The sequence below is a fragment of the Aliirhizobium wenxiniae genome (assembly GCF_014201355.1).
Taxonomy (GTDB): Bacteria; Pseudomonadota; Alphaproteobacteria; order Rhizobiales; family Rhizobiaceae; genus Neorhizobium; species Neorhizobium wenxiniae.
This window is the reverse complement of sequence record NZ_JACHEG010000001.1, coordinates 1238973-1252746: the sequence shown is the minus strand read 5'-3', so window position 1 is coordinate 1252746 and position 13774 is coordinate 1238973. Positions and strand designations below refer to the sequence as shown.

General features: G+C 60.0%; 11 protein-coding genes and 2 pseudogenes. 9 read left to right on the top strand and 4 right to left on the bottom strand.

Annotated features, from left to right (window positions below; translation table 11 throughout):
* The first annotated feature begins 119 nt into the window (after positions 1-119).
* From omp10 to HNQ72_RS06135, 4 genes are all read left to right on the top strand, one after another.
* Positions 120-482: an outer membrane lipoprotein Omp10 gene (gene omp10, locus HNQ72_RS06150; protein WP_183990496.1), complete on the top strand. Its 363-nt coding sequence runs from the start codon at positions 120-122 to the stop codon at positions 480-482.
* Between the two features lie 219 nt (positions 483-701).
* Positions 702-2651 carry a 5'-nucleotidase C-terminal domain-containing protein gene (locus tag HNQ72_RS06145; RefSeq protein ID WP_183991368.1) on the top strand — a complete coding sequence of 650 codons (1950 nt, stop codon included), beginning with the start codon at positions 702-704 and terminating at the stop codon, positions 2649-2651.
* Positions 2652-2821: 170 nt separating this feature from the next.
* Positions 2822-3856, top strand: coding sequence for a ferrochelatase (gene hemH / locus HNQ72_RS06140; RefSeq protein ID WP_183990494.1), 1035 nt, complete (start codon positions 2822-2824; stop codon positions 3854-3856).
* Between the two features lie 21 nt (positions 3857-3877).
* Positions 3878-4567 carry an SDR family oxidoreductase gene (locus HNQ72_RS06135; RefSeq protein ID WP_183990492.1) on the top strand — a complete coding sequence of 230 codons (690 nt, stop codon included), beginning with the start codon at positions 3878-3880 and terminating at the stop codon, positions 4565-4567.
* A 16-nt stretch (positions 4568-4583) separates the two neighbouring features.
* Here the strand turns inward: HNQ72_RS06135 and queE are convergent, their stop codons facing one another.
* The 3 genes from queE to queC are packed head-to-tail and all read right to left on the bottom strand — an operon-like array spanning position 4584 to position 6381.
* Positions 4584-5318, bottom strand: a complete 735-nt coding sequence (queE, locus tag HNQ72_RS06130) for a 7-carboxy-7-deazaguanine synthase QueE (RefSeq protein ID WP_183990490.1) — start codon at positions 5316-5318, stop codon at positions 4584-4586.
* A complete protein-coding gene (gene queD / locus HNQ72_RS06125; protein ID WP_183990488.1) occupies positions 5315-5671 on the bottom strand; it encodes a 6-carboxytetrahydropterin synthase QueD in 357 nt (118 codons plus the stop codon). The genes queE and queD overlap by 4 nt, the downstream gene beginning before the upstream one ends.
* Positions 5671-6381: a 7-cyano-7-deazaguanine synthase QueC gene (gene queC, locus HNQ72_RS06120; RefSeq protein WP_183990486.1), complete on the bottom strand. Its 711-nt coding sequence runs from the start codon at positions 6379-6381 to the stop codon at positions 5671-5673. Before queC ends, queD begins: the two co-directional genes overlap by 1 nt.
* Positions 6382-6519: 138 nt before the next feature.
* On the opposite strand from queC, the gene HNQ72_RS06115 reads away from it, so the two are divergent.
* Together HNQ72_RS06115 and HNQ72_RS06110 are read left to right on the top strand one after the other, a co-directional pair.
* Positions 6520-7551: an SPFH domain-containing protein gene (locus HNQ72_RS06115; protein ID WP_183990477.1), complete on the top strand. Its 1032-nt coding sequence runs from the start codon at positions 6520-6522 to the stop codon at positions 7549-7551.
* A 4-nt stretch (positions 7552-7555) separates the two neighbouring features.
* On the top strand, positions 7556-8020 hold the full coding sequence (locus HNQ72_RS06110) for an NfeD family protein (protein ID WP_183990475.1): 465 nt from the start codon (positions 7556-7558) through the stop codon (positions 8018-8020).
* A gap of 50 nt (positions 8021-8070) precedes the next feature.
* Here the strand turns inward: HNQ72_RS06110 and HNQ72_RS06105 are convergent, their stop codons facing one another.
* Positions 8071-9954 carry a M3 family oligoendopeptidase gene (locus HNQ72_RS06105; RefSeq protein ID WP_183990473.1) on the bottom strand — a complete coding sequence of 628 codons (1884 nt, stop codon included), beginning with the start codon at positions 9952-9954 and terminating at the stop codon, positions 8071-8073.
* Between the two features lie 203 nt (positions 9955-10157).
* On the opposite strand from HNQ72_RS06105, the pseudogene HNQ72_RS06100 reads away from it, so the two are divergent.
* The 3 genes and pseudogenes from HNQ72_RS06100 to HNQ72_RS06095 all read left to right on the top strand — a co-directional run.
* Positions 10158-11343: pseudogene (locus tag HNQ72_RS06100) on the top strand (sigma-54-dependent transcriptional regulator); the annotation flags it as partial.
* A gap of 158 nt (positions 11344-11501) precedes the next feature.
* Positions 11502-11714, top strand: a pseudogene (locus HNQ72_RS31225) (helix-turn-helix domain-containing protein); the annotation flags it as partial.
* Positions 11715-11915: 201 nt separating this feature from the next.
* Positions 11916-13772, top strand: coding sequence for a peptidoglycan L,D-endopeptidase MepK (locus HNQ72_RS06095; RefSeq protein WP_183991366.1), 1857 nt, complete (start codon positions 11916-11918; stop codon positions 13770-13772).
* Positions 13773-13774 lie beyond the last annotated feature (2 nt).

Genomic DNA, 13774 nt, shown 5'->3' with positions numbered 1-13774 from the left:
GGGCGTTTTCTGTAGAGACAGAATGTCCCGACACTGTACAAGCTGGCGGCTTGCCATAGATGAAGTGGGACGCCATGGTCTTTGTTACGTATGACCGAGCGAATCGCGGGAGATAAATCATGAAACTGAAAATGGGCTTTGCGCTGATCGCAGCTGCCAGTCTGAGTGCTTGCGTGTCCTCGCCGCCGCCGCGGCAGATGGCTGCGGCCCCGCAGCCCCAGGGCGTCGAAGGAAGCTGGGTCGATCCGAACGGCATCGTCTCGACCTTCCAGGCGGGCACGTTCAACACCCGCGCCAGCGACAGCAATGCGCTGCTCGCCTCGGGAACCTATACGACGCTTTCGCCGACGCTGGTCGAGATCAACATGACCTCGCTGGTGCGCAAGACCCAGTCGCGCGTCAACTGCGCACTTGTGAGCACCAGCCAGCTCAATTGCACCCAGGATAGCGGCGCGCAATTCTCGCTGACGCGACGCGGCTGATTTCGCACACAATATTCGATATTTCTGGAGAACCCCGCGCAAGCGGGGTTTTCGCGTTATGGAGGCAAAATAATGTGGTGCGCTCTTGTCATATTTGCCTTGAAACCGATTTTGCTTGGTGAAAACATGTGCTGCAGAACGGTTGTCATACTTGCCGTCTAACCAAAATCGGGAACTGCCGTGCTCTGTACGGTGATGAAATCTAGGAGAGAGTTGATGATGATTAAGAGATTTGGACTAGGGCTTTTTACGGCATCGGTAGTCGCGCTTTCGAGCGGTGTGGCTTTTGCCGATTTTGAACTTAACATCCTGCACATCAACGATTTCCACTCGCGCATCGAAGAGATCAACAAATACGATTCCACCTGCTCGGAGAAGGAAACTGCAGCGCAGGAATGCTTCGGCGGTGCTGCTCGCCTGAAGACCGCTTTCGAAACGCGCCGCGCCGCTCTCTCGGGCAAGAACGTGCTGTCGCTCAATGCCGGTGACAATTTCCAGGGCTCGCTGTTTTACTCGACGCTGAAGGGCAAGGCTGAGCTGGAAATGATGAACGTCATCGGTTTTGACGCGATGACCGTCGGCAACCATGAATTCGACGATGGCGAGACCGCCATCCTGCCCTTCCTCGAAGGTGCGAAATTCCCGGTTCTGGGCGCCAATGTGGCGGTAACCGCGCAGTCGACCCTTGGCGACCGCATCAAGCCTTCGACCGTCGTCGAAGTCGGTGGCCAGAAGATCGGCATCGTCGGCGTCGTCACGACCGACACCAATGAAATCGCCAATCCCGGCCCGAACGTGAAGATCGAGGACGATGTTGCCGCGATCGAAGCCGAAGTCGCCAAGCTGAAGGGAGAAGGCGTCAACAAGATCATCGCGCTGACCCATGTCGGCTACAAGCGCGACCTCGACGTGATCGCCAAGATCGCCGATATCGACGTGATCGTCGGCGGCCATTCGCACACGCTGCTGTCGAACACGGATCCCAAGGCTGAAGGTCCCTATCCGACGTTTGTCGACAATGCCGGCGGCTACAAGGTTCCGGTCGTCACCGCCAATGCCTACAGCAAATATCTCGGCGAAGTAACCATCACCTTCGACGACAATGGCGTCGTAAAGTCCGCAAAGGGTGATCCGATCCTCGTCGACAAGACATTCGCACCGGATCAGGCCGTTGCTGCCCAGGTGGCGGAACTGGCCAAGCCGATCGACGAGCTGCGCAAGAAGGTGATCGGCCAGTCTTCCGACAAGATCGAAGGTGACCGCACGGTTTGCCGTGCCAAGGAATGCTCGATGGGCAACCTCGTCGCTGACGCTATTCTCGATAGCACCAAGGGTCAGGGCATGACGATCGCGGTCATCAATGGCGGTGGCCTGCGCGCGTCGATCGCTGCCGGTGAAGTGACCCAGGGAGATGTCATCAGCGTCTTGCCGTTCCAGAACACCGTTGCCACTTTCCAGCTGTCGGGTGCCGATATCGTCAAGTCGCTCGAAAACGGTGTCAGCCAGATCGACGACGGCGCCGGTCGCTTCCCGCAGGTTGCGGGCCTGAAGTTCTCCTTCGACAAGTCGAAGCCGGCCGGTTCCCGCGTCAGCGACGTACAGGTCAAGGAAGGCGAAAACTTCGTCGCGATCGACCCGGCCAAGATGTACGGTGTCGTTTCGAACAACTTCATGCGCGCAGGCGGTGACGGTTATGCGCCGTTCAAGACCGGCGCCCAGAATGCCTATGACTACGGTCCGGACCTTGCCGATGTGACTGCTGCCTATGTCGGCGCCAACGCACCTTACAAGCCCTATACCGACGGCCGCATCACGGACCTGACACCGGCAGACTACAAGCCGGCTCCGAAGGCTGATGCCGCGCCTGCAGCCCCCGCTGCTCCGGCACCGGCTGCTACCGCGCAGGCTCCTGCCGCTCCCGCACCTGCTGCGCCCGCTACTCAGGCTCCTGCTGCAACGGCTCCGGCCGCAGTCGAAGCCCAGGGCCAGACCACGCCGCCGGCCGCCGGCCCGAGCAAGTACACGGTCGTCAAGGGTGACTCGCTCTGGAAGATCGCCGAAAGCACCTATGGCGACGGCGAGCGCTGGACGGAGATCGCCAAGGCCAACAGCCTGCGTCATCCGAACCTCATCCAGGTCGGCGCAGAGCTGGAACTGCCGGCCAAGTGAGGTTCTTGATCCCGGTCAAGGCCGGGATCGACGAACTAAATCATGGATCGGGACAAATTGTCTCAGCGACGATTGCGGCTCGGGGTTTCCCGAGCCGTTTTTTGTTTCTAAATGATCCGCAAGTCATCGACCGCCGTAATGGTTTCGGTTCGCATATCTGGAAAGCTATCATGAGCACGTCTTCTGCCTCCATGCCCGCATCCCATCCGTCCGTTTCCTTTGGCAAGGTCGGCGTGCTGCTGGTCAATCTCGGCACGCCCGATGGTACCGATTACTGGTCGATGCGGCGTTATCTCGCCGAATTCCTGTCCGACAGCCGCGTGATCGAATGGTCGAAGCTCTACTGGTATCCGATCCTTTACGGGATCGTCCTGAACAAGCGGCCGCAGAAGGTGGGCAAGGCCTATGAGGAGATCTGGAACAAGGATCTCAACGAAAGCTACTTGCGCACCTATACCCGCAATCAGGGTGAGCTGATGGCTGAGCGGCTGAAGGATCTGCCGAATGTCGTGGTCGACTGGGGCATGCGCTACGGCAATCCGTCGATCGCCTCGAAGATCGATGCACTGAAGGCGCAGGGTTGTGATCGCATCGTTCTTTTTCCGCTCTATCCGCAATATGCGGCGGCAACGACCGCGACCGTCAACGACAAGGCGTTCGAGCATCTGATGAAGATGCGCTGGCAGCCGGCAGTGCGCACGGTGCCGACCTATCACGACGATCCGGTCTATATCGAGGCTCTTGCCAATTCTGTGCGCCAGACGCTTGCGACGCTCGACTGGGAGCCGCAGCTCTTGATCACCTCGTTCCACGGCATCCCGCAATCCTATTTCAAGGCCGGCGATCCGTACCAGTGTTTCTGTCAGAAGACGGCGCGGCTGCTGCGCGAGGCGCTCGGTTATCGGGAGGATCAGTTGCGCATTACCTTCCAATCGCGTTTTGGCCCGGAAGAGTGGCTGCAGCCCTATACCGACAAGACGATGGAAGGGCTGGCTGCCGAGGGCATCAAGCGCGTCGCGATCATGAACCCGGGCTTCGTTTCGGATTGTCTCGAAACGCTTGAGGAAATTGCCGGCGAGGCGGGCGAGATCTTCATGCATCACGGCGGCGAGAAGTTTGTACACATCCCCTGTCTGAACGACAGCGAGGGCGGCATGGATGTGCTGGAAACGGTAGTGCGGCGGGAGCTGCAGGGCTGGGTGTAACCCCCGATAACGGAGCGGATCATGAAAAAGGCAATCGTCACCGGTGGAGCAGGCCTGATCGGAGCCGGGATCTGCGAGGCGCTGGTCGCTCGTGGTTTCGAGGTTGCCTCTTTCGATCTCTCCGGCAAGACCCACGCAGTCGAAGGTGTACGTGCCATCGAATGTGATGTCGCGGACGAAGCGTCAGTCGAAATCGCGGTTGCCGAGCTTGGGTGGGATCGTCTCGATCTGCTCGTCAACAATGCCGGTGCAACGGGCGGGGCGCTCGGCACTTCCATTCTCGACATGTCCTATCTCGACTGGCGGCGCGTCATCGACAGCCACCTGACCGGTGCCTTCCTGATGACGCGAGCCGTCGTGCCGTTGATGAAAACCGGCGGATCGGTCGTCAACATGGCTTCCACCCGGGCCTTCATGTCCGAGCCGAATTCGGAAGCCTATGCGGCATCCAAGGGTGGGCTGGTAGCGCTGACGCATGCGCTTGCCGTCAGCCTCGGGCCGACGATCCGCGTCAATGCGATCGCTCCGGGCTGGATCACCAACGAGACGAATTTGAGCCATGAGGACGAGGCACAACATCCGGTCGGTCGCGTCGGTCGGCCCAAGGATATTGCCGATGCCGTGCTCTATCTCGACGGTGCGGGTTTCGTCACAGGGCAGGTGCTGACCGTCGATGGCGGCATGACGAAGAAGATGATCTACGTCGAGTAACTATCCGGGGCGCTTTTCAGACGCCCCGCTTGTTGCCCCAGAGCAAGACGTGAAGCTGCGGCAGCACGGTTGCCGAGAACCAATAGTCAGCCGTCACCTTGTCGACCAGCCACAACATCCGGTCCATGATACCGTCGAGATCGATGCGGGCGTCGTCATCTTCCGGTGGCGGAGGCGTGTGGTTGCCGGGCTGGAGATAGACTGGCAGTTCCGGAAAGCGCAGTGAGGCTTCCCGGGCAAAGGCATAATCGGCATCGTCGAAAATGACGAATTTGAGCGCGATGCGCGGCGCTTTTCCCGCCGCTTCAAGACAGTCCGCCAAAACGTCCCAATCCGTTTCCATGCCGCTCGATGGTGGTTTGGGCGAAAGCACCAACACGTCGAGATCGGCGAACCAGTCACGGGCGATGCTGCCCTGGGTCTCGATGGCGAAGCGATAACCGTCGTTCTTGCCGCGCCGGATCAGAGATTTGAGCGGCTGGATGGCCGGATTGCCGCCCGAAAGCGAGACCATCAGCGGCATTCCGCCCGAAAGGTCGCGGACCTCCTGCCAGATCGCCTCTGCGTCCATCGGTGTCCAGTCGTGGCGATAGGCGCTGTCGACCGCATGCAGCGTATCGCACCAAGAACAGCGATAATCGCAGCCGCCGGTGCGCACGAACACGGTCGGCTGGCCGATCAGCATGCCTTCGCCCTGAATGGTCGGGCCAAAGATTTCGCTGATGCGGATCGTTTCTGCAGATGCGGTCATGGTCTGTACTCGGCCCAGGTCTTCGGCGTTTCGCTGACCTTTACTGAAGAGGTTTCCGGCAGACGCTCCTTGCACCATTCGTAGAAATGTTTCGCCAGATATTCCGAGGTCACCTTGTCGTGGCCCAACACCTCGTTGAGGTGGCGGTGGTCGAATTCGTCATCGATATAGCGCTTCAGCGGCGCCAGTTCGTGATAATCTCGAACGAAACCATCGCTGTTCAGCTCGGCCGAAGCCAATTCGACCACGACGATGTAGTTATGGCCGTGCAGGCGGGCGCATTGATGATCTGCCGGCAGGTGTGACAGCTGGTGCGAGGCGGAGAAGTGGAATTCCTTGGTGATCCGGTACATCAGCGGACCTCCTCGGCTTTGAACCCTTCTGTCGCGGCTTTCCAGAAATCCGGGTCTTCGTAGTCGGTCGGGTCTTCGACACCGGCGAGATGGAAGGCTTCGCGGCGTTCGACGCAGGTGCCGCAGCGGCCGCAATGGCGCTCTCCGCCCTTGTAGCAGGACCATGTCTCGGCGAAGGGCGTGGCGTGTCTTGCGCCATCGGTGACGATATCGGCCTTGGAGCCGGTAACATAGGGGGCGAGCAGCTTGACCGAGGCGTAACCGTCCAGCGCGTGGCGCTGCATCGTATCAAAGCTGTCGATGAAACCGGGGCGGCAGTCGGGATAGATAAAGTGGTCGCCGCCATGCACGGCAATCGCCACGGCATCGGCCTGGCGAGCTGCCGCGACGCCGAAGGCGATGGTCAGCATGATGGCGTTGCGGTTCGGCACGACGGTGATGCGCATCGTCTCTTCGGCGTAATGGCCGTCGGGAACGTCGACATCATCGGTGAGCGCCGAGCCGGTGAGTTGGCTGCCGATGGCGCGCATGTCGATGATCTGGTGGAAAACGCCGAGGCGTTCCGCCGCTGCGGCGGCAAATTCCAGTTCTTTTCTGTGGCGCTGGCCGTAATCGAAGGAGATGAGGCCCATGAGCTCGCCCTTGGCGGCGATGTTATGGGCAAGCGAAACGGAATCCAGTCCGCCGGAGCAGACGACGATTGTCTTCATGATTGGTGTCCTTGTTTTATCCGGGTAGGCTGCGACCGGTCTTCGTGGAGCCTTCTAGACTACCTTCCTGTGCTTGTGAATGGTGCTCCGGTTGAATAGGATTGCCCCGATTTTAAGCAATTCATAAGGGAGGCTCCTATGAGCTTGGGTGGTTTCGATATTTTCGTAATCGTGGTGGTGATACTCGCGATCCTGCTTCTCTTCGCATTGGTGAAAACGGTGCCGCAGGGTTACGCCTATACGGTCGAGCGTTTCGGGCGCTATACGCGCACGCTGCAGCCGGGTTTGAACATCCTCACACCGTTCATCGAGCGCATCGGCGCGAAAATGAACGTCATGGAGCAGGTGCTCGATATTCCGACGCAGGAAGTCATCACCAAGGACAATGCCAGCGTCGCGGCCGATGCCGTGGCCTTCTTCCAGGTGCTCAATCCGGCGCAGGCGGCCTATCAGATCGCCAATCTGGAAAACGCCATCCAGAACATCACCATGACCAATATTCGTTCCGTCATGGGCTCTATGGACCTCGACGAATTGCTGTCGAACCGTGACGTCATCAACGACAAGCTGCTGCGAGTTGTCGACGAAGCCGTCCATCCCTGGGGTATCAAGGTCACCCGTATCGAGATCAAGGACATCCAGCCGCCTAAGGACCTCGTCGAATCCATGGCGCGGCAGATGAAGGCGGAGCGCGAGAAGCGTGCGCTGGTTCTGGAGGCCGAAGGTGCGCGTAATGCGCAGATCCTGCGCGCCGAAGGCGCCAAGCAGGCAGCCGTGCTGCAGGCCGAAGGTGAACGTGAAGCGGCATTCCGCGAGGCTGAGGCGCGTGAACGTCTGGCAGAAGCCGAAGCCAGAGCGACGCAGTTTGTGTCGGATGCCATCGCTGCCGGCGACGTTCAAGCGATCAACTACTTCGTGGCGCAGAAATATACCGAAGCGCTGGTCGAAATCGGCAAGGCGAACAATTCCAAGATCGTGCTGATGCCGCTCGAGGCCTCGTCGCTGATCGGCTCGCTCGGCGGGATCGGCGCCATTGCCAAGGAAGTGTTCGGCGACGGTAGTGGCCCTGCACCGTCTGGCCCACGCCCGCAGCCACCGCGCCCGGCGCGCAGCACGCCAACGGTAACCGCCGTCGTGCCGCCGTTCACGCCGCCGACCTCCGAGAGGTGATGTGATGGTTGTCGAACTGTGGAGCAATCTTGGCCCCTGGGGCTGGTGGATTGTCGGCATGATCCTGCTGGTGCTGGAACTGCTGGTTCCCGGCGTATTCCTGATCTGGATAGGTGCCGCGGCCGTGGTGCTCGGCGCCCTGTCGCTGGCGCTTTGGGATGCCGCATTCTGGGGCTGGCACATTCAGCTTCTGCTGTTTGCCGTTCTGTCGGTGCTGTTCGCAGTGATCGGCCGGCGGATCTATAACGGCAAACGCACGAAAAGCGATGAACCCTGGCTCAATCGCCGCGGCGAAAGCCTTGTCGGACGCACGGCAACACTTTCCGAACCCATCCAGGAGGGCAGGGGACGGATCAGGCTCGATGATACGATGTGGTCGGTGATGGGGCCGGACCTGCCGGTCGGTTCACGCGTTCGCGTCGTGGCGTCGAGCGGCAGGGATCTGACTGTCGAGCCTGTGGTGCGCTAGATATTCACTTCAAAAAGAAAACGGCCGGGTCTCCCCGGCCGTTTGTCGTTTCAGGCCTCAGTCAGCTCTTTATCAAGTGCTTCCAGTTCGTCGATCAGCCCTTCGATCATCGACAGGCCCTTTGACCAGAAGGTCGGGTCGGTCGCATCGAGGCCGAAGGGCTTCAAAAGTTCCGAATGGTGCTTGGTGCCGCCTGCCTTCAGAAGTTCGAAATACTTGTCCTGGAAGCCCCCTACGCCGGAATTGGGAGCGGCATTCTGGTAGACGGCGTAAAGCGAATTCACCAGGCAGTCACCGAAGGCATAGGCATAGACATAGAAGGGCGAGTGGATGAAGTGGGGGATGTAGGTCCACCAGCTTTCATAGCCTTCCGAAATCCGGATTGCCGGGCCGAGGCTTTCGCCCTGGACCGACAGCCAGAGTTCGCCGATCTGTTCAGAAGTCAGTTCGCCTTCCTTGCGGGCGGTGTGGAGCTTGCGCTCGAACTGGTAGAAGGCGATCTGGCGCACGACCGTGTTGATCATGTCCTCGACCTTCTGGGCGAGCATCGCCTTGCGTTCGCGCTTGTCTTTCGTCTTCTCAAGCAAGGCGCGGAAAGTCAGCATTTCGCCGAAGACGGAGGCGGTTTCAGCAAGCGTCAGCGGCGTCTGGCACATCAGTGCCCCTTGCCCGCCTGCTAGCACTTGATGCACGCCATGGCCGAGTTCGTGTGCGAGCGTCATCACGTCGCGCGGTTTGCCGAGATAGTTAACCAGAACGTAAGGGTGGGCAGACGGCACGGTCGGATGGGCAAATGCGCCGGGAGCCTTGCCGGGACGCGACGGAGCGTCGATCCACTCTTCTGCAAAGAAACGGCCGGCGATATCGGCCATTTCCGGTGCAAAGGCGCCGTAGGCGGAAAGCACCGTCTCCTTTGCCGTTTCCCACGGGATGACGGCTTTCGGCGTTTCCGGCAGCGGTGCATTGCGGTCCCAGTAATTCAGCTGGTCCATGCCGAGCCACTTTGCCTTCATCGCATAATAGCGGTGCGACAGTCGCGGATAGGCCTCCTGAACGGCTGCGGCCAGCGCATCGACGACCTCGCGCTCGACACGGTTGGCGAGATGCCGGCTGTCGGCGATGTCCTCGAAGCCGCGCCAGCGGTCAGAAATGTCCTTGTCCTTGGCGAGCGTGTTGGTGATCAGCGTAAAGACGCGCAGGTTTTCGCCGAAGGTTTTCGACAGTGCCGCGGCGGCCTTGGCGCGGATGGCCGGATCAGCTTCCTGCAGCAGGTTGAGCGTCACCTCGAGCGGCTGCTTCTCTCCGTCGATATCGAAGCGCAGTTCCGCCATGGTCTCGTCGAACAGGCGGTTGAAGGCAGAGGCCGAAGTCATCGATTTTTCGAGAAACAGCTGTTCCAGCTTGTCGTCCAGCTGAAATGGCTTGTCTTTGCGCAGGTCGACGATCCAGGGCCGGTAATGGCCGGCTGCCGGATCGCGATCCATGCAGGCATCCATCACGGCATCGTCGATGCGGTTGAGTTCCAGCGCGAAGAACAGAAGGTGCGACGAAATATCGGTGAGTTTCGCCTGAGCATCGCCGAAGAATTTGCCGTTGGCCGGATCGGAGGTATCGGAAAAATAGGTGAGGCCGGCAAAGGAGCCGATCTTGCCGAGCAGGTCATCCAATGCCTCGTATTCCTTCAAGGCTTCACCAATGCCGCCGGCGCCGGTTTTCGTGGCGGCTTCGGCCAGCTTGCCTTTCCACTTCTTTTCGAAGGCGAGGGTATCCGCTTCGGATTGCTTCAGGTCGGCTGTGAAGGCCGGTGCATCCTTTGCCGCGTAGAGGTCGGAGAGTTTCCAGACAGGCAGGAGACCAAGCGCGGCATCTGCTGCGCCACCACCTGCGGCGGTTGCGGCATATGCGATTTCAGGCTGCGCGATGGGTTTCGTCATGGACTTTCCTTTCCCTTTTTTGGGCACTCACTTGCGTGCCAGAGGGGTAGCATTTCGACCCCTTTGCCGCCACCCGTCCGTTTTCTGTTCAGACTGTTAAAATGTGAGCTTTTCTCAAAAGGGGATGTTCAAGCCTATCTGGCACAACCTGAAGCATAAGAGCCCGCAAAGGGTGCACGATGAACGTTGCCGGGAGTTCACAAATGTCTGCTCATATCCTTGTCGTCGATGACGATCCCATTCAGCGCCGCCTTCTGAAGAATGCAGTCGAGCGGCAAGGTTATGTCGCGCATCTGGCCGAAAACGGAAAGGTCGCGCTGGATTTTCTCAGTCGCACCAGCGGTGACGTCAATGTCATCGTACTGGACCTGATGATGCCGGAAATGGACGGACTGACCTTCCTCGCCGCATTGCGCGAGATGGGCGTCCAGACCCCGGTCATCGTGCAGACCGGACAGGGCAGTATCGAATATGTCGTTCAGGCGATGCGGGCAGGGGCTTTCGATTTCGTCGTCAAGCCGGTCTCGCCGGAGAGGATCGCCACATCCATCGCCAACGCATTGAAGCTCGATTATCGTGAAGGCAAGGCCAAGGTCGGCCGCCGTCGCGCCGGTGTCGTCGGCTTCAACGACATCGTATCGGCAAGCCCGGACATGCTGCGCGTCATCGATCTGGCGCAGCGCGCGGCTCATTCGAATATCCCCGTCGTGCTCGAGGGTGAATCCGGCGTTGGCAAGGAAATGATTGCTCGCGCCATCCAGTCGGGCAGCGATCGTGCCGGCAAGCCGTTCATCACCGTCAACTGTGGCGCCATCCCTGCCAATCTGGTCGAGAGCATCCTCTTCGGTCACGAAAAGGGCGCGTTTACCGGAGCGACAGAGCGTCACACCGGCAAGTTCGTCGAGGCCGATGGCGGCACGCTTTTCCTGGACGAAATCGGTGATTTGCCGCTTGAAGTTCAGGTGAAACTGCTGCGCGCGGTGCAGTCGGGCGAGATCGAAACGGTCGGTGCCGGTCGCGTCCACAAGGTCAATGTGCGGCTTATTTCGGCGACCAACAAGGACCTGATCGAAGAGGTCCGTGCCGGTCGCTTCCGCGAGGATCTCTATTATCGCCTCAACGTGTTTCCGATCACGATCCCGGCTCTGCGTCGCCGCAAGGAAGACATTCCGCATCTGGTGCGCGTCTTCGCAGAGCGTTTTTCGCTGGAGCAGAAGCTGCCGCAGAACCTCAATGTCAGCGCCGGTGCGCTGGCACTGCTGACGGCTTACGACTGGCCGGGCAATATCCGCCAGCTCGAAAACGCCATCTTCCGGGCCATCGTACTTGCGGAAGGTGACGAGCTTACAGAGCTTGATTTCCCGCAGATTGCAGCCCAGGTGCCGGAATTCCGCACTCCCGAGCTGGTCGCGACTTCCACCACACCAATGTCTGCTCCTTCAGCGGTCCTACGCCCGATCACCGAGGATCTGGGCTTCCCGCAGCCGATGCTGCCGCCTCGCACGACACGGCCGGATCCGCGCGCGCTTCTGGCTGCTGCCTACCCGGCATCGGACAATGTCATCGTCAGTACCGACGACACGGGTGAAGTGAGGAAACTTGCCGATGTGGAAGAGGAACTGATTCGTTTCGCACTGAAGTTCTACCGCGGCCAGATGAGCCAGGTTGCCCGCAAGCTCGGCATCGGTCGCTCGACGCTTTACCGCAAGCTGAAGGATTACGGTATCGATCCGGATGATCCGCTCAAGGAAGCCGCTTGATTAGATAGTGTTAATTTTCAGGCAAGGAAGCGATGGCAATTTCTGTCAATCTCTCTTTAGCACATCATTGACTATAAGAGAGATGCTTGTACATGTGTGGCAGATTTGCCATCGTGTGACCGCAATTGTCAGCCAAATGGGACAACGAGGGACGTTGTCTGCAGGACGGGGATCGCTTTGCCTGATTTGAATGCAAAAGAAATGCCTTCGGGCACAGGCGTTCGTCGCCTCGTCCTAAAGGCCTTTCAATCGCTCACCAGGCGTGCCGCTCAAGGTGCGGCACTTGCTGTCGTTGCTGCTTCCATCTGGTCTGTGCAGGTGTCCGAGGCGGCTGCGGAAAACCGCAGCCTCAAGCTCTACTTCATCCATACGGGCGAAAAAGCCGAGATCACGTTCAAGCGTAACGGCCGCTTCGATCCCAAGGGTCTTCAGCAGATCAACAATTTCCTGCGTGACTGGCGCAAGAACGAGCCGACAAAGATGGACCCGCGTCTTTTCGATCTCGTCTGGGAAGTCTATCGGCGCAGTGGCGCGAAAGATTACATCCACGTCGTCTCTGCCTATCGTTCGCCTACCACCAACGGCATGCTGCGCGGTCGCTCGCGCAATACCGGCGTGGCGAAGAACAGCCAGCACATGCTCGGCAAGGCCATGGATTTCTACATTCCCGGCGTGAAGCTTGCGACGCTGCGTGCGCTCGCGATGCAGATGCAGGTCGGTGGCGTCGGCTTCTATCCGACATCGGGTTCACCTTTCGTGCATCTGGACGTCGGTGGCGTGCGTGCATGGCCGCGTATGTCGCGCCAGGAGCTGGTGCAGATTTTCCCGAAGGGCAATACGCTGCACCTGCCGGCGGATGGCCAGCCGCTGCCGGGTTATGATCAGGCGCTCGCCGATTACAAGAAGCGTGTCGGTTCAAGCTCGATCGAGATCGCATCGACTGCCGGCAGTGCGCCGGCGGCTGAACGCAAGCGTCGTGGTTTCCTCGCAACTCTCTTTGGCGGCGGTGCCGACGAAGAAGAGGATAACGGTGAAAGCAGCACGCCAGCCATCGCGTCGCCGCGGCCGTCTGCGCCTGCAAGCCGGCCGGCTGATGCAGAGGACGAAGCACCTGCCGCCGCTCCGTTGCCGGGTGTGATGGTCGCTTCGGCCCAGCCTCAGCAGGTGCCGCAGCCGGAGAATATCACGGCGCCGGTTCCCGCTTCACGCCCAGCGTTCCGCCAGGACGGCCCAGGTGCACTTGCAACTGCGCTCTATTCGCAGCAGCGTAATCCTGCCCAGGAGGCGCTTGCGCTTCAGGCCGCAGCGGCTGCCAACAGCCGCCCCGAGGGTGAAAGTTTCGAGGACCTGACGAAATATGCCGTTCCTGTGCCGACCCTGCTTGGTTCGCGCGGCGTGAAGGCAGATGGCGATACATCGACGATGATGGCATCGCTCGGCGATGTTCCGCCTTCGCTGCAGGATATGTCGGGCGTACCGCTTCCGGCTCACCGGCCGGCTGTGGCGCAGGTCGCCTCGCTGGTGCCGGCACCGCAAGCGACGGAGCAGGGTAGGGAAGATGAGCAAGCCTTGACGCCTGAACTCGTCGCTGCCCTTTCGCGCAGTGTCGATGATGATCGCAGAGCCGCGGCCGGTATCCGTGCTGTCACCGACGAGGCCGGTGCTACTCCCGCACCCGTGCATTCTCAGGCACGCAAGCCGACGGAAGTTGCAGCACTACCGAAAAAGGTTATCCAGGCTCCTTCCGCTTCCGGTCATTTCGGCGATGGTTTCGATACGCCCAAGTGGGTCGCTGCAGCAGCTTCCGCCGTGCCGACCAAGGGTGGCCGGTCGACGAAGCCTGACTTGGCACCTGCTCCGGGCAACCTGACCAAGGACACGCTGGAGAAATGGGCGCTGGACAACAAGCGCTCGGGTGACGTGGTTTCGATGAAGGCACCACGGGTGGTGACCCGCACGCTGAACAGCGAATATTCGGCAGCCTATGCGAGCGAAGGCTTCAAGCCGGTTGCTGCCGCAGTGAAGATCGATCCCAACCGCTTCAGCGGCTCGAACTGATC

What these genes read in the sequence shown, in the direction of transcription:
- hemH (WP_183990494.1), top strand. Translation starts at nt 2,822, where the DNA reads ATGAGCACGTCTTCTGCCTCCATGCCCGCATCCCATCCGTCCGTTTCC.
- HNQ72_RS06095 (WP_183991366.1), top strand. Translation starts at nt 11,916, where the DNA reads ATGCCTTCGGGCACAGGCGTTCGTCGCCTCGTCCTAAAGGCCTTTCAA.
- queD (WP_183990488.1), bottom strand. Translation starts at nt 5,671, where the DNA reads ATGTACCGGATCACCAAGGAATTCCACTTCTCCGCCTCGCACCAGCTG.
- HNQ72_RS06135 (WP_183990492.1), top strand. Translation starts at nt 3,878, where the DNA reads ATGAAAAAGGCAATCGTCACCGGTGGAGCAGGCCTGATCGGAGCCGGG.
- HNQ72_RS06145 (WP_183991368.1), top strand. Translation starts at nt 702, where the DNA reads ATGATTAAGAGATTTGGACTAGGGCTTTTTACGGCATCGGTAGTCGCG.
- HNQ72_RS06105 (WP_183990473.1), bottom strand. Translation starts at nt 9,954, where the DNA reads ATGACGAAACCCATCGCGCAGCCTGAAATCGCATATGCCGCAACCGCC.
- omp10 (WP_183990496.1), top strand. Translation starts at nt 120, where the DNA reads ATGAAACTGAAAATGGGCTTTGCGCTGATCGCAGCTGCCAGTCTGAGT.
- queC (WP_183990486.1), bottom strand. Translation starts at nt 6,381, where the DNA reads ATGAAGACAATCGTCGTCTGCTCCGGCGGACTGGATTCCGTTTCGCTT.
- queE (WP_183990490.1), bottom strand. Translation starts at nt 5,318, where the DNA reads ATGACCGCATCTGCAGAAACGATCCGCATCAGCGAAATCTTTGGCCCG.
- HNQ72_RS06115 (WP_183990477.1), top strand. Translation starts at nt 6,520, where the DNA reads ATGAGCTTGGGTGGTTTCGATATTTTCGTAATCGTGGTGGTGATACTC.
- HNQ72_RS06110 (WP_183990475.1), top strand. Translation starts at nt 7,556, where the DNA reads ATGGTTGTCGAACTGTGGAGCAATCTTGGCCCCTGGGGCTGGTGGATT.